The 15,221-nt window shown below is 55.8% G+C and carries 14 protein-coding genes and 1 riboswitch; of the genes, 7 read left to right on the forward strand and 7 right to left on the reverse strand.

Annotation, left to right across the window (positions count from 1 at the left end; genetic code table 11):
* Positions 1 to 121 precede the first annotated feature (121 nt).
* Positions 122 to 1,483, forward strand: a complete 1,362-nt coding sequence (trhP, locus tag AC2TE5_RS14920) for a prephenate-dependent tRNA uridine(34) hydroxylase TrhP (protein WP_023312421.1) — start codon at positions 122 to 124, stop codon at positions 1,481 to 1,483.
* Between the two features lie 161 nt (positions 1,484 to 1,644).
* Here trhP and AC2TE5_RS14925 read toward each other — a convergent pair whose 3' ends face one another.
* Positions 1,645 to 2,145 (reverse strand): 2-thiouracil desulfurase family protein, encoded by a 501-nt coding sequence (locus AC2TE5_RS14925; RefSeq protein ID WP_484613347.1) that lies wholly within the window; start codon positions 2,143 to 2,145, stop codon positions 1,645 to 1,647.
* Between the two features lie 141 nt (positions 2,146 to 2,286).
* On the opposite strand from AC2TE5_RS14925, the gene yegS reads away from it, so the two are divergent.
* The gene (gene yegS / locus AC2TE5_RS14930) at positions 2,287 to 3,186 is read left to right on the forward strand and encodes a lipid kinase YegS (RefSeq protein WP_213327998.1); all 900 of its coding nucleotides are present in this window, start codon (positions 2,287 to 2,289) and stop codon (positions 3,184 to 3,186) included.
* A gap of 68 nt (positions 3,187 to 3,254) precedes the next feature.
* On the opposite strand, the gene fbaB is transcribed toward yegS, so the two are convergent.
* On the reverse strand, positions 3,255 to 4,307 hold the full coding sequence (gene fbaB, locus AC2TE5_RS14935) for a class I fructose-bisphosphate aldolase (RefSeq protein WP_023312424.1): 1,053 nt from the start codon (positions 4,305 to 4,307) through the stop codon (positions 3,255 to 3,257).
* 250 nt (positions 4,308 to 4,557) lie between these two features.
* On the opposite strand from fbaB, the gene AC2TE5_RS14940 reads away from it, so the two are divergent.
* Genes AC2TE5_RS14940 through AC2TE5_RS14950 form a run of 3 tightly spaced genes read left to right on the forward strand, consistent with a single transcriptional unit; the run spans position 4,558 to position 7,786 of the window.
* Complete coding sequence (locus AC2TE5_RS14940; protein WP_484611915.1) at positions 4,558 to 5,835, forward strand: nucleoside permease; 1,278 nt, start codon at positions 4,558 to 4,560, stop codon at positions 5,833 to 5,835.
* A complete protein-coding gene (locus tag AC2TE5_RS14945; RefSeq protein ID WP_484611916.1) occupies positions 5,832 to 6,836 on the forward strand; it encodes an ADP-ribosylglycohydrolase family protein in 1,005 nt (334 codons plus the stop codon). Before AC2TE5_RS14940 ends, AC2TE5_RS14945 begins: the two co-directional genes overlap by 4 nt.
* Complete coding sequence (locus AC2TE5_RS14950) at positions 6,833 to 7,786, forward strand: PfkB family carbohydrate kinase (RefSeq protein ID WP_484611917.1); 954 nt, start codon at positions 6,833 to 6,835, stop codon at positions 7,784 to 7,786. The genes AC2TE5_RS14945 and AC2TE5_RS14950 overlap by 4 nt, the downstream gene beginning before the upstream one ends.
* On the opposite strand, the gene AC2TE5_RS14955 is transcribed toward AC2TE5_RS14950, so the two are convergent.
* The 3 genes from AC2TE5_RS14955 to thiM are packed head-to-tail and all read right to left on the reverse strand — an operon-like array spanning position 7,760 to position 10,116.
* Complete coding sequence (locus AC2TE5_RS14955) at positions 7,760 to 8,506, reverse strand: GntR family transcriptional regulator (protein ID WP_109845299.1); 747 nt, start codon at positions 8,504 to 8,506, stop codon at positions 7,760 to 7,762. The genes AC2TE5_RS14950 and AC2TE5_RS14955 overlap by 27 nt on opposite strands.
* A gap of 42 nt (positions 8,507 to 8,548) precedes the next feature.
* Positions 8,549 to 9,349 carry a bifunctional hydroxymethylpyrimidine kinase/phosphomethylpyrimidine kinase gene (gene thiD, locus AC2TE5_RS14960; protein ID WP_121425349.1) on the reverse strand — a complete coding sequence of 267 codons (801 nt, stop codon included), beginning with the start codon at positions 9,347 to 9,349 and terminating at the stop codon, positions 8,549 to 8,551.
* Positions 9,346 to 10,116: a hydroxyethylthiazole kinase gene (gene thiM / locus AC2TE5_RS14965; RefSeq protein WP_484611918.1), complete on the reverse strand. Its 771-nt coding sequence runs from the start codon at positions 10,114 to 10,116 to the stop codon at positions 9,346 to 9,348. The genes thiD and thiM overlap by 4 nt, the downstream gene beginning before the upstream one ends.
* A 35-nt stretch (positions 10,117 to 10,151) precedes the next feature.
* Positions 10,152 to 10,249, reverse strand: a riboswitch (TPP riboswitch).
* Positions 10,250 to 10,883: 634 nt separating this feature from the next.
* Between thiM and AC2TE5_RS14970 the strand changes: the two genes are divergently transcribed.
* Together AC2TE5_RS14970 and AC2TE5_RS14975 are read left to right on the forward strand one after the other, a co-directional pair.
* Positions 10,884 to 11,756, forward strand: coding sequence for a YadA C-terminal domain-containing protein (locus tag AC2TE5_RS14970; protein WP_484611919.1), 873 nt, complete (start codon positions 10,884 to 10,886; stop codon positions 11,754 to 11,756).
* A gap of 159 nt (positions 11,757 to 11,915) precedes the next feature.
* Positions 11,916 to 12,386 carry a hypothetical protein gene (locus AC2TE5_RS14975; protein WP_484611920.1) on the forward strand — a complete coding sequence of 157 codons (471 nt, stop codon included), beginning with the start codon at positions 11,916 to 11,918 and terminating at the stop codon, positions 12,384 to 12,386.
* 67 nt (positions 12,387 to 12,453) lie between these two features.
* Here AC2TE5_RS14975 and AC2TE5_RS14980 read toward each other — a convergent pair whose 3' ends face one another.
* A complete protein-coding gene (locus AC2TE5_RS14980; protein ID WP_484611921.1) occupies positions 12,454 to 13,887 on the reverse strand; it encodes a glycoside hydrolase family 32 protein in 1,434 nt (477 codons plus the stop codon).
* A gap of 17 nt (positions 13,888 to 13,904) precedes the next feature.
* On the reverse strand, positions 13,905 to 15,146 hold the full coding sequence (locus tag AC2TE5_RS14985; RefSeq protein WP_121425345.1) for an MFS transporter: 1,242 nt from the start codon (positions 15,144 to 15,146) through the stop codon (positions 13,905 to 13,907).
* Positions 15,147 to 15,221: the final 75 nt, after the last annotated feature.

A 15,221-nucleotide genomic window follows, 5' to 3' on the forward strand; every position in this document is an offset into this window, starting at 1 on the left:
CACAATAACTTTACCTCCCTGCCCCGCAGCGCTACAATGCCCGCCCTTAAAGTGGGGGATCTCCCCTTACCGCTGCACCTGGTGCATGCGGATCTGACCTGTCATCAGAACGAGAACAAACATGTTTAAACCGGAACTCCTTTCCCCGGCGGGAACGCTGCAAAATATGCGTTACGCTTTCGCCTATGGTGCCGACGCCGTTTATGCGGGCCAGCCTCGCTACTCGCTGCGCGTGCGTAACAACGAATTCAACCACGAGAACCTGCAGCTCGGCATCAACGAAGCGCATGCCCTGGGCAAGAAATTCTACGTGGTGGTCAACATCGCGCCGCACAACGCCAAGCTGAAAACGTTTATCCGTGACCTGAAGCCGGTGGTGGATATGGGGCCGGACGCGCTAATCATGTCGGACCCGGGTTTAATCATGCTGGTTCGGGAGAACTTCCCGGAGATGGATATTCACCTCTCCGTACAGGCTAACGCCGTCAACTGGGCGACGGTCAAGTTCTGGAAGCAGATGGGGCTGACCCGCGTCATTCTGTCCCGCGAGCTTTCGCTGGAAGAGATCGAAGAGATCCGCACTCAGGTGCCGGATATGGAAATCGAAATCTTCGTTCACGGCGCGCTGTGCATGGCCTACTCCGGCCGCTGCCTGCTCTCCGGCTATATCAACAAACGCGACCCGAACCAGGGCACCTGCACCAACGCCTGCCGCTGGGAATATAACGTCCAGGAAGGCAAAGAGGATGACGTCGGCAACATCGTCCACAAGCACGAGCCTATCCCGGTGACTAACGTCGAGCCTACGCTGGGCATCGGCGCGCCAACCGACAGCGTGTTTATGATTGAAGAAGCCAAACGTCCGGGCGAGTACATGACCGCCTTTGAAGACGAGCACGGCACCTACATCATGAACTCGAAAGATCTGCGCGCCATCGCTCACGTAGAGCGTCTGACCCAGATGGGCGTGCACTCCCTGAAGATCGAAGGCCGCACCAAATCCTATTACTACTGCGCGCGCACCGCGCAGGTGTACCGCAAAGCCATCGACGATGCGGCGGCCGGTAAACCGTTCGATACCAGCCTGCTGGAAACCCTGGAAGGCCTGGCGCACCGTGGCTATACCGAAGGCTTCCTGCGCCGTCATACCCATGACGACTACCAGAACTACGAGCACGGCTACTCCGTTTCCGAGCGCCAGCAGTTTGTCGGCGACTTTACCGGCGAGCGCAAAGGCGCGCTGGCGGCCGTCGCGGTGAAAAACAAATTCACCAAAGGCGACAGCCTGGAGCTGATGACCCCGCAGGGCAACATGAACTTTACGCTGGAGCATCTGGAAAACGGCAAAGGCGAAGCGATTGACGTGGCGCCGGGCGACGGGCATACCGTCTGGCTGCCGGTTCCTGAAGAGGTGGAGCTGAAGTTTGCCCTGCTGATGCGTAACTTCAACGGTGAAAGCACCCGGAACCCGCACGGCAAATAGTTGATCAGGGAAATTTTTTCGCGCTGGGATAATTCTTAGAATCGGATCACATACCGCTTCGTTCAATACGGGTATTATCCCCCCGCTGAAAAACATAACCCATAAATGCTAGCTGTACCAGGAACCACCTCCTTAGCCTGCGTAATCTCCCTTACGCGGGCTTATTTTTTGCCTTCTCTTTCCGCAATCCAGGCAATAAGCTCGTCGATTTGCTTCTCTGAGAACACGGCTATCCCATGCTCTGCAAGCAACGATGCCGCAACACCCATCCCCACTTTATGTATCCCGCGAAAAGATCCGTCATAAATAAGCTGACTGCCGCACGTTGGGCTGCCATCGGTTAACAATGCAGCGCTGCACCCCGATTCCTGAGCAGTGCGTAGCGCGAGCCAGGCTGCAAGCTGGTAATGCTCAGTCACATCCTGCCCTGTATTTTCAATAATTCTGGCTTGTCCGCGCATCACGTCTTTGCCATCAGCGGACATAATCTCTGCCGGAGGACGAGGGACAGGCAGCCCGGCCGCAAGTTCAGGGCAGTGGATAACCAGACGTTGTTCCTGTTGCCAGCGAGCGAGTTGCTCGTTCATTCGCGCTTTTTCACTTCCGTTATAACGAACCCTGAAGCTCATCAGGCAAGCGCTTACCAAAATTTTATTCATTATCACTTTCCTGTGATTACATTAACTTCATCGCTGAAGTGTAACGCGCTTTCGTGCCTATTTTGTTCCTTTCATCCTGTTCTTACCCGCTTTTTTCCTCTCTGCTATACACTCTTACTAACGCTAAAAAAGGGAGCAGCGCGGATGGCAACCTATCCAGACAGTTTATTGATTCTCAATGGCAAAAGTGCGGGCAACGATCTGTTGCGTCAGGTGATTCAGGGTTTGCGTGACGATGGCGCGCGTGTCCACGTCAGGGTGACGTGGGAAAAAGGCGACGCGGCACGCTATATCAATGAAGCCCTCGGGCTTGGCGTCAACACCATCATTTCCGGCGGCGGCGACGGCACCATCAATGAGATTGCGTCAGCGCTTATCGACCTGCCCCCGGCGGACCGGCCGGTGATGGGCATTTTACCGCTCGGTACCGCCAATGATTTTGCCACCAGCGCCGGGATCCCGGAGGAGTTAGAGAAGGCGCTTCAGCTGGCAATCCTCGGCAAGGCCACCGCTGTGGATATTGCGCAGGTGAATGATAAAACCTGCTTTATCAATATGGCGACGGGCGGGTTTGGCACACGCATCACCAGCGAAACGCCGGAAAAGCTGAAGGCGGCGCTGGGCGGCGTGTCGTACCTGATCCACGGCCTGATGCGCATGGACACCCTCAAGCCTGACCGCTGCGAAATTCGCGGCGAGGATTTTCAGTGGCAGGGTGACGCGCTGGTGATTGGGATTGGCAATGGCCGCCAGGCTGGCGGCGGGCAGCAGCTGTGCCCGGAGGCGCTGATCAATGACGGTCAGCTACAGCTGCGTATTTTCACGGGCGACGGCCTGCTGCCCGCGCTGTTTACCACGCTGACGCAGCCGGAAGAGAGTCCAAATATCATCGCCGGGAAGTCGGCGTGGTTTGAAGTGAATGCTCCGCACGGGATGACCTTTAACCTCGACGGAGAGCCGCTGAGCGGAACGCAGTTCCGCATTGAGGTGTTGCCCGGCGCGCTGCAGTGCAGGCTGCCGCCGGACTGCGTGCTTTTGCGCTGATGTTTCACACGGTGCGCGATGATGCCCTCAGCCCAACCCTCTCCCACAGGGAGAGGGAGATGGAGGCGTCAGGCAATCGTGACTTTGCTATCCAGATAGACGTCCTGCACCGCATTGATCAGCTTCACGCCGTCGGCCATCGATTTCTTAAACGCCTTACGGCCAAGGATCAGCCCCATGCCGCCCGCGCGTTTGTTGATAACCGCCGTACGCACCGCGTCTGACAGGTCGGTATCACCGCCCGCTGCGCCGCCGGAGTTAATCAGCCCCGCACGGCCCATGTAGCAGTTCGCCAGCTGGTAGCGCACCAGGTCGATCGGGTTATCGCTGGTCAGCTTGCTGTAAACGCGATCGTCGGTGTAACCAAAGTTCACCGCTTTATAGCCGCCGTTATTCTCGGCCATTTTCTGCTTCACAATATCTGCGCCGATGGTCGCCGCCAGGTGGTTCGCCTGCCCGGTCAGGTCGGCCGACACGTGGTAATCCACGCCGTCTTTCTTGAACGCGTTGTTGCGCAGATACGCCCACAGTACGGTGACCATGCCCAGCTCGTGCGCGCGCTCAAACGCCGCGGAGATCTCTTCAATCTGACGGCGAGACTGCTCAGAGCCGAAATAGATGGTCGCCCCTACCGCCACCGCCCCCATGTTGAACGCCTGCTCGACGCTGGCGTAGAGGGTCTGGTCATATTCGGTAGGGTAGCTGAGGGTTTCGTTGTGGTTCAGCTTCACAAGGAACGGAATGCGGTGGGCATAGCGACGCGAAACCGAAGCCAGCACGCCGTAGGTGGAGGCCACACAGTTACAGCCAGCTTCAATCGCCAGCTCAACAATGTTCTTCGGATCGAAGTAGAGCGGATTCGCCGCGAAAGAGGCGCCCGCCGAGTGCTCAACGCCCTGGTCCACCGGCAGAATAGAGAGATACCCGGTGCCGCCGAGCCGCCCGGTGTTGTAGAGCGTCTGCATATTTCGCAGGACCGCAGGCGGACGGTTGTTATCGATCATCACGCGGTCAACGTAGTCATGACCAGGCAGATACAGCTGGTCGGCTGGAATGGTCATACAACGATGCTGTAAAAGGCTGTCGGCGTCTTTGCCAAGCAACTGCGCAATATCAGTCATGTGATACTCCCGTAAGTCCGACGTCGTGTCGGTGTGTGTTTATCCAGTCCCATCTTTTATGGGCAGACTAAGCCTGGTACCGACTTAACAGATTTTCCACCCTTTGCATTTTTTTTCAGCACAATCTGCTGGCTCGATTCGTGTACAACAAAACTGTTACATTGATCAAACAATCGCCACAAAGGTATTTAAAAGGTATTATTGAGTGGTATGTTAAAGGCGTACCCTCTCTGACATGCAGGATTAAAAAATGAAAACGAAAGTCCAACTGTCATTCATGATGTTTGTTGAATGGTTTATCTGGGGCGCTTGGTTTGTGCCGCTGTGGCTGTGGCTGAGCAAAAGCGGTTTTACCGCCGGGGAAATCGGCTGGTCTTACGCCTGTACCGCCATTGCCGCTATCCTTTCACCGATTCTGGTCGGCTCGCTGACGGACCGCTTCTTCGCCGCCCAGAAAGTGCTGGCGGTGCTGATGTTCGCCGGTGCGATTCTGATGTACTTCGCCGCCCAGCAAACCCAGTTCAGCACCTTCTTCCCGCTGCTGCTGGTTTACTCCCTGACCTATATGCCGACCATCGCGCTGACCAACAGCATTGCCTTCGCCAACGTGGACGACGTCGAGGCCGATTTCCCGCGCATCCGCGTGATGGGCACCATCGGCTGGATCGCCTCCGGGCTGGCGTGCGGCTTCCTGCCGCAGATGCTGGGCTACAGCGACATTTCCGATACCAATATTCCGCTGCTGATGACGGCCGCCAGCTCCGCCCTGCTCGGCGCCTTTGCCCTGTTCCTGCCGAACACCCCGCCGAAGAGCACCGGCAAGCTGGATATCAAAGTGATGCTGGGGCTGGACGCGCTGATCCTGCTGCGCGACAAAAACTTCCTGGTGTTCTTCTTCTGCTCGTTCCTGTTCGCCATGCCGCTGGCCTTCTACTACATCTTCGCCAACGGCTATCTCACCGAAGTGGGGATGAAAAACGCTACCGGCTGGATGACGCTCGGCCAGTTCTCCGAAATCTTCTTTATGCTGGCGCTGCCGTTCTTTACCAAACGCTTTGGTATTAAGAAGGTCTTACTGCTGGGTCTGATCACTGCCGCCATCCGCTACGGGTTCTTCGTTTACGGCGGAGCGGAACAGTACTTCACCTACGCCCTGCTGTTCCTCGGCATTCTGCTGCACGGCGTGAGCTACGACTTCTACTACGTCACCGCGTACATCTACGTGGATAAAAAAGCGCCGGTGCACATGCGCACCGCTGCGCAGGGCTTGATTACGCTGTGCTGCCAGGGCTTTGGGAGCCTGCTGGGCTACCGCCTGGGCGGCGTGATGATGGAAAAAATGTTCGCATACAAAGAGCCGGTGAATGGGCTGACCTTCAACTGGGCCGGAATGTGGGCGTTTGGTGCAATCATGATTGCCGTGATTGCCGTGCTGTTTATGCTGTTTTTCCGCGAATCGGATAAAGAGATCACCGCAATTGAGGTGGTTGATGGCGATGCCGCGCTAACACAAGGGGAAGTTAAATGAAACAAGAACGTGTTCTCGGTGCTCTTTACGGGCAGGCGTTAGGGGATGCGATGGGCATGCCGTCGGAGCTGTGGCCGAGAAAGCGCGTCAAAGCGCACTTCGGCTGGATCGACCGCTTTTTACCCGGCCCGGCAGAGAATAATGCGGCCTGCTATTTCAAACAGGCGGAGTTCACCGACGATACCTCAATGGCGCTGTGCCTGGCGGACGCGATTATTGAGTGTGAGGGAGACATCAACGCGGACGTTATCGGCAAGCATATTCTGCAATGGGCGCTCGATTTCGATGCGTTTAATAAGAACGTGCTCGGCCCGACCTCCAAAATCGCGCTTAACGCGATTCGCGACGGGAAGCCGGTCAGCGAACTGGAAAACAACGGCGTGACCAACGGGGCGGCAATGCGCGCCTCCCCGCTGGGCTGCCTGCTTCCGGCCACGCGTCTGGAGCACTTTGTTGAGCAGGTGGCGCTGGCCTCCAGCCCGACCCATAAATCCGATCTCGCCATTGCCGGCGCGGTGGTGATTGCCTGGGCGATTTCCCGCGCCGTCGACGGCGAAAGCTGGCAGAACATCGTCGATGCGCTGCCGGGTATCGCCCGCTATGCGCAGGAGGCGAAAACCACCACCTTCAGCGCGTCGCTCGCAGCACGTATTGAGCTGGCGCTTAAGACCGTGCGGGAAGCCAACGGGGTTGAGTCCGCCAGCGAGCAGGTGTACCAGCTCGTGGGGGCCGGAACCAGCACCGTTGAGTCCGTTCCGGCGGCCATTGCGATGGTCGAACTGGCGGGAACCGACCCAAACCGCTGCGCCATTTTATGCGCCAATCTGGGCGGCGATACCGACACCATTGGCGCAATGGCGACGGCCATCTGCGGTGCGCTCCACGGCGTGCAGGCGATTGACCCGGCGCTCAAAGCCGAACTCGACGCCGTCAACCGGCTCGATTTCGGCCACTATTGCGAGAAACTGCTGCACTATCGGGAGCAAAGGGAGGGCGTATGAATTCATTTGCCCAACGTCTCGACACCCTGCACGCCACGCGTCCGGTAACGGTGCTGGGCGCAGCGGTGATTGACGTCATCGCCGACGCCTACGCCCTGCCCTGGCGCGGGTGCGATATCGAGCTCAAACAGCAGGGCGTGAATATTGGCGGCTGCGCGCTGAATATCGCCATCGCCCTGAAACGGCTCGGCATTACGGCGCAAAACGCTCTGCCCGTCGGCCACGGCGTGTGGGCGGATATCATCCGCAACGCCATGGCGAAGCAGGATCTGCACAGCGCCATCGAGGCCGAAACCGGCGATAACGGCTGGTGCCTGGCGCTGGTGGAGCCGGACGGCGAGCGCACCTTTATGTCCTTTAGCGGCGTGGAGAACCAGTGGCAGCTGCGCTGGCTTGATGTGCTTAACATCCCGTCGAACAGCCTGGTCTATTTATCCGGCTATCAGCTGGCCTCGCCGTGCGGCGAGCTGCTGACACGCTGGCTGGAGGGGTTGCAGGACGTGACGGCCTTTATTGATTTCGGTCCCCGCATCGCGGATATCCCCGACGCGCTGATGGCGCGAATTATGGCCTGCAGACCGATTGTGTCGCTTAATCGTCAGGAAGCGGAGATCGCAGCCGAACGACTGGGTGTAGCGGCTGAAAATCTGGGTGCGGAGTGGCAGCATCGCTTCGGTGCCGCCCTGATTGTGCGGCATGATAAAGACGGTGCCGCATGGTATGACGGTGACGTCTCGGGCGTTGTTCCGGCATTTCCGGCCACGGTGGTGGATACCATTGGCGCTGGCGACAGCCACGCGGGCGGAACGCTTGCCGGGCTGGCGGCGGGATGGTCACTGGCAGACGCCGTTCTGCTGGGGAATGCCGTGGCGTCCTGGGTAGTCAGCCACCGCGGCGGGGACTGCGCCCCGACTCGCGACGAATTATTCCTCGCACACAAAGACGTATAGATCGCTGCGACAGTAGCTGATGCTGTACTCAATCGGCCGGTGCTGTTGGTCAAGCGCGACCTGCTTGATCACCAGCACCGGTATTTTTTCGTCCATCTTAATGTGCGCCTGAAACTCGCTGTCCGGCATGCGGGCGCTGACCCGCGAACGGGTACGCTGCGGGAAAATATTCTGACTGCGGAAGTAATCGTACAGCGAAATGCCAATCGCATCCGCATCGGGAATCAGCCCAACCGGCACCCAGGACTCTTCGATCGACACCGCATCGTCATCCACATAGCGAATGCGCTTGAGCAAAAAGACTTCGCTGTCCGGCGGGATCGACAGGTGGTTTGCGACCTCTTCCGGGCATTTCACCACCCGCTTGTTGACCCATAGCGTATTCGGCTTTTGACCGCGCAGCACCACCTGCTGGGAAAAGCCGCGCGCCTCTTTCAGCGAATATTCAAAGATGTTGTTGATTTGCGTGCCATAGCCACGGGAACGCGTCACCACGCCCTCTTCCTCCAGCGCCTGCATCGCTTTTCGCACGGTGATGCGCGACACCCCGGTTAACTGGCTCAGATCGCGCTCGCCGGGCAAAATATTCCCGTGCTCTAACATGCCGCTTCGCACCGCATTTTTTACCGTTTCGGCAAATTTCAGGTACAGCGGCGTGTTGTCAGGCGCGGCGATCCGTTCATTCAGTTGAGCGATTAACCGGGTATGCGCTTGTTCCATCTCTGTTTTCTCAGGCGTGGTGTTTCCTGCCAGTATACTGGGTTACCACCATGCATGAAAATGATGAACCGGCCCAATACCGTGACCCACTTCCAGAGTATCGGCTTTTGCCAGCGCCGCTGAGAGCCAGATTTTCGCTTCGCGCACCGTATCGGACCAGCCGTCATGCCGTGGACGCAGCGCCGCCAGCGCGGCAGAGAGCGTACAGCCCGTACCGTGGGTGTTTTTGGTCTGCACGCGCGGCGCGGTAAAGCGTACTTCGCCGTCGCGGGTAAAGAGCCAGTCCGGACTTTCGGCATCATCCAGGTGTCCGCCTTTCATCAGCACCGCGCCGCAGCCCATTGCCAGCAGCGCGTTCCCCTGCGCTTTCATCTCGCGTTCAGTTTGCGCGTGCGATGTGCCCAGCAGCGCGGCGGCTTCCGGCAGATTGGGCGTAATGAGCGCCACCTGCGGCAACAGCTTATTGCGCAGCGTCTCGACGGCGGAGGCGGAGAGCAGCGGATCGCCGCTTTTTGCCAGCATGACGGTATCCAGCACCACGTTTTGTACCTGATAGCGCTTAAGCCGCTCGGCCACCGCTTCCACTATGTCGGTCTCGGCCAGCATGCCGATCTTGGTGGTATCGATGCGGACGTCGCTGAACACCGAATCCAGCTGCGCGGCAACAAAATCCGGTTCAATACGGTAGACCGACTGCACGCCGCGCGTGTTTTGCGCCACCAGCGCGGTAATGACCGAGCAGCCGTACGCGCCAAGGGCCGAGAAGGTTTTCAGGTCAGCCTGGATACCCGCGCCGCCGCTGGGATCGGTGCCGGCAATGGTCAGGGCGTTAATCCGCTTCATGCCTGCTCCTCCAGCGTGTAGAGCGCATCCAGGAACGCGCTGGCAAAACTGCCCGGCCCAAGTGACTGCGCAACGGCCACCGTTCCGGCCCGCTTCATCCATCCGCAGGCGGCAGCGACGTTATCCATCCGGTCGCCCGGCAGCGAGCAGCTCGCCGCCACAACGGCAGAGAGCGCGCATCCGGTTCCCACCACGCGCGTCATCAGCGGATCGCCGCCCGTGACCGTGCGGGTACGTTGCCCGTCAGTGATGTAATCCACCTCGCCGGTGACGACCACAACGGCATTTGTCTGGCGAGCCAGCGCCTGTGCGGCGGACACCGCGCTGGCGGCGGTATCGGTCGTATCAACGCCGCGCCCGCCCGCGCTCATTCCGGCAAGGGCAAGAATTTCAGAGGCATTGCCGCGAATGGCGGTCGGTTTCAGGGCAAGAATTTGATGGCAAAAGCGGGTGCGGAACGTCAGGGCACCCACGGCAACCGGGTCCAGCGTCCAGGGCTTGTCTGCCGCCACCGCGCTCTCAATCGCCCGGCGCATCGACTGGGCGCGCGGTGAGGTCAGCGTGCCAACGTTAATCAGCAGCGCATCGGCGATCGCGGCAAACTGTTCAGCCTCTTCGGCCTCAATCACCATCGCGGGTGATGCGCCAAGCGCGAGCAGAACGTTGGCCGTAAAGGTCTGTACGACATCGTTGGTCATACAATGGGTCAGCGGAGAACAGGTTCGGAAGTGGCGTAAAACGTGTAAATCGAGCAGGTCAGGCTGCATGGGTTCGCTCCTGCCTTGCGTGAAGAAGCGATGACCGGGAAGGCATCTGACTTCCCTACGCTGGCATTATCCAGATCAGGTAATACGGGTATTTCTCAGCCTTCAACGAAGAAGGGCACCCCGAGTCAAAATACTTTTAAAACAGAGAGTTATAAAAACTCATTAACGTTGTTTAGTGTAACCGCGGCCATGGGCCAGGCGCAAGGAGTTTCGATTTATCGCCGGGCGTGTCATAGCTGAAATCTCCAGACGTACTTTCCAGTCATTTGCCTATATTTATTACGCTTTAGTTAATTCTGGTTCAATAATTGTTAACGCCTTATTGAAAACCTTTATTACGCACGTTTACTGAGGCTATTATTTTTATTTTTTATTACGTGCCCCTTCATCTTTTATAAGATATAGAAACTTCTTTCGCATGAAAGAAAAAGGAAATATTAATTTATTTAAACCCATTGAACATTCGTATTTTCATCAATGGCTTAACGTTTCCCCTGGCTTACCACACAATCCATAAGTCAATGTATACATTAAATAAATCACCACGGCGTCGTATCCTGACCATGTATTTATTCATATCATTTATGATTTAGATCAAAATAATCAGTTTGGGTTTAATTGATAGTTTATTCACGCAACTAAAAAAGATCTAAGCAATGAATAACCTGTATTGATATATGGAAATACAGATACCTTCATGCTCAATAAAGCCAAAACCGTTCTGCTTAAATTTGTTTTTCAATACGTTAATGATGTGAGTCCTTCGAATGAAAGCTTTTAAGAAATCTGTTATTTCTGTTTTTGTATTAGGCGTGGTAGCAGGTAGCGCCATGAATATTACCGATGCTGCTGCAGCCTGGGACGATGCATCAATCACAAATATTGTGATTGACCATCAAGACCAAATTACGCAAAACAATGCTGATAGTATTGCTCGCGATCTCTCAACTGACAATCGCTTAACTCAGGTTGATAGCGACCTTCAATCGACTAAATTAGGTGTTTTGATCGTTGATCAAGCCACAAATGAGGCTAAGCAAAAAGCATTACTTGCTGGTGCGCTCGCAGATACTGCGAATCAAAAAAGTGAGGCTGCTTTACAGGGCGTCATGACGAACGGCACTGAAATTATCAATATGGAAAACGTTAACAAAGTGCAGGATAACCGTCTTGATAGCCTGGAAAGTGCCCCTAAACCCACTAACGGCGTAGATGGAAAAGATGGCGTGACGACTACCGTGACGCGCGTGCAGGTTGACGCAGCAACGCAAACGAAAGTGGCTAACAACAGCCAGGCTGTTACCGCCACCGCTCAGGAACTTCAGGCAACAAAGCAGACGTTACAGGCAATGAATAACAACACCCGCCAGCAGTTCAAATCATTGCACGACGAAGTGGATAATAATAAGAAACAGGCCAACGCCGGTATCTCGGGCGCCATGGCGATGGCAGGTTTACCGCAGGTACAAACGAATCAGCATGTTATGTTCTCTGCTGGCGGTGCAACGTACAATAGTGAAAGCGCCCTTGCCGTTGGGGCATCCGTTAACGTCAATCCACATACGATCGCCAAAGTCAGTTTCTCTGATGACACCGCAAATAACATGGGTGCCTCCATTGGCGTAGGGGTCGGCTTTTAATAGAAAAGCAGCATGGCAAAATATATTTTTATCTCTTTAATATTATACATGGCACTTATCCTTATTGGCATATGGTTAGGTTGTATGTATCACTCTTATTATATTTGCGGATATTGAACATTCTCCTGCTGCATATTTTTAACTTAAGGTCTTTGCGTAATGAAAAAAACTCTCTTAGCGGTAGTCATGGCGGGGGCTACTGCTCTGCTTTCTGCATGTACGTCGCCTGCTCAGCGCATGGCTGAATGTGAACGCCAGGGGATTAGCAAAGATACGTGCTACCTGGCTGAGCAAAACCGCCAGAATGCCTACAATGAATCCGCACAAAATGCAGCATGGGCGAACGCGCGTGATGCCGCTGCGGGTACGGGAATCTGGGCTAAGAAAGATGCGAAACAACATGCTCAGGCAGCTAAAGCGGCGCACACCTTTAAATGGGAAGGGATGAAAATTACGATTAGAGGTGAGATATTAGATGTTGACGGCGTATTAGGCGCGCTGGATGAAAACGAGCCTAAGGCAAAGGTTTATTCACAAGGGTTATACACCTTCATTTACTATCCTGCTAAAGGCAAATTAGCGGTGAGTAAAGAAGGTCAGTTTCAGGGCTACGCCAGAAAGATTAAATAATACTAAAGGCGACACCTGTCGCCTTTAGTATTTGCGGACCTTACTGAATTTTTCTGATGTAACTCATTTACTCTAACTGCCACGCACCGGCATCAATGAGCAACGCACTCCCCGTCCAGGCAAACAACGCCAGTTCGCGAGCCCCCGCTTCAGGATAAATGCGGCTGCTGAGGCACGCTTCACCCTCATTGACAAACACCTCCACCGACGAGTTGTCAAAGAACAGGCGCAGGTTTAGCGTGTCGTTCAGGTTTATCGCAACGCTTCGGGTCCCGCACAGGCCATACTGCGGATAGTGACGCTCCAGCACCAGGCGCTGCATCTGCGCATCGACATAGATACGTAACCCGTCTCCGAGACGAATACCGTACTGCTCCGCGCTGCTGTTGACGCAATCCCACTGCAGAATGACCTCCATCGCGTCGCAGCTTTCCACCTGAGCGATCTGCTGATTGTTAAGCGCGCTCACCGGCCAGGGGAACCACGCCCTGCGCAGGCTTTCGACTTCTCTGGCCGGGCGCATTTGCAGACGGTCATCCGCACTCAGCGTCAGCTCGCGCGGTAAGGAGAGCATACCCGCCCAGCCGTCCTGCTGTTCCGGCAGGGGCGATTCCCACATGTCCAGCCAGCCGATAACGATGCGGCGGCCGTCGGGAGTCATGAAGCTTTGTGGCGCATAGAAATCATGCCCGCGATCCATCTCCACAAACTCCCCTTCACGCACGAAAGGTTGACCGGGCTGCCACTCGCCCAGCAGGTAGCCGCTCTGGAAAAGATTACGGTTTTTGAATCCGTCTGCCGCCAGCCCCTGAGGCGAAAACATCAGCACGCGTTTATCGTTGAGGGTAAAAAAATCCGGGCATTCCCACATATAGCCCATCTCTTTTTCAGCCACCGCAAGCACGCCCATATCCTGCCACGCGTGCAGATCGGCAGAACGGTATACGCGCACCTGGCCCGTCTCACCGTCTCGCGCGCCGACAACCATGTACCAGCTCTCCCCTTCACGCCACACTTTCGGGTCGCGGAAGTGATGCAGGCCTGGCGGCGTGTCAACAATCATTCCCTGCCGGGCAAAATGAACGCCGTCACGGCTGGTCGCCAGGCACTGCACCTGGTAGAGATTAGCCTCATCATCAGGGTCGCCGTGGAATTTATGTCCGGTGTAAATCAGCGCCAGCGTATCGCCATCGACTACCGCCGAGCCGGAAAAACAGCCGTCCTTGTCTTCTGGTCCTTCCGGCGCCAGTGCTACCGGAAGGTGTTCCCAGTGAACTAAATCCCTGCTGCGCGCATGGCCCCAGTGCATCGGCCCCCACTGAGTCGAGTATGGATGATGCTGGTAAAACGCGTGATACCAGCCGTCAAACCACACCAGGCCATTCGGGTCGTTCATCCAGCCGGCACGTGCGGCGAGGTGGAAACGCGGATACCAGCGCAGGTTAAGACGGCCTTGTCTGGCCTGCAGTTCCTGTTCAGCTTTGGCAATGGAATACGTCATGTGTCTACTCTTTTCAGTCAGATAGTGGAAGGTTGCGGCATTAACGGGTCAGAAGAGGACTTGCCCGAGCGCAACAGGAAGATGGAGATGAGCGTGGTGCTGAAAACTAACAGCCCCATAATGAGATAGGACTGGGCAAAGCCGTATTTCTCATAGCTGTAACCGGCCAGCGGCGACAGAACCGAGGCGATCACCGAGCTTGTACAGGCAAAGCCCACCAGATAGAGGGTGGAAGAGAGCCGCTTGTCAAAATGCAGGCTGTTGTATTTAAAGATTGAGACCAGCAAAACGGGCAGCTCAACCGCGTGCAATAGCTTGGTAATGGAGATCAATACCGGCCCCTCAACCAGACCCGATGCCACCATACGCATCGCCATCACCATTCCCGCGAAAATCAGGCCGTTTTTCGCACCGAGGCGATTGACCAGCCACGGGGCGCAAAACATACCGGCCGCCTCAAGGAAAACCTGGAAGGAGTTGAGATAGCCGTACATGGCGTTTCCTTCCTGCAACGTCGGGAACTGGGAGGAGAAATAGACCGGGAACTGCTGGTCATAAACGCCATAAATACAGGTGCCGATAACGAAAAACACCAGCGCCCAGAAACGCGGCAGCGTCAGCAGGCGCAAGGCATCTTCCAGTGTGACCTTACCGCCGGACACCGCTTCCTGCATGGCGTGCGGGGCGGAAGAGACCCTGAGACGCGCCAGCAAAACAAAAAACACCAGCCCTGCGCAGCTCGCGACGGCAAAGTTCAGCTTCGGATTAATGTTAAACAGCAGCCCCGCGAAAAAGGTTGCCGCCGCCCAGCCAAGCGATCCCCACATCCTCGCCTTGCCGAACTCAAACTGGCTCTGGCGGGCCACGCGCTCGGTATAGGACTCGAGCACTCCTATCCCGCCGTTAAACGTCAGGCCAATAAAAATCCCGCCGAAAATGCTGCCGAGCAACACGTTAATCTTCAGCAGATAGCCAAACAGCAAAAAAGCCGGACCTGAAAGAACGAGCAGGCTGGTCAGAAACCAGAGCAGGTTTTTGCGCAGGCCGAGTTTGTCCTGAATAAACCCGTAGCAGATTTGTGCAAAAAGCGCGGAGACGGAAAGCACGGCATAGATAACGCCGGTATCCCCCGCTTTTAAGCCCACCTCCTGATGAAGCCAGATGGAAAGTAACGAGCCGGAAGATGACCAGGTGACAAAAAAGAAAAACAGTAATGCGCTCAGTAAAGGGTAGCTGTGAGAGCGATGCGTTTTCATCATGACATTCTCATGTTGGAGTAATGACACAATGGTAACGTTAACATTATCTCTTTCTCATGCTGTTTGGCTAAAAGT

It is taken from the genome of Enterobacter sp. N5-15, from assembly GCF_057221635.1.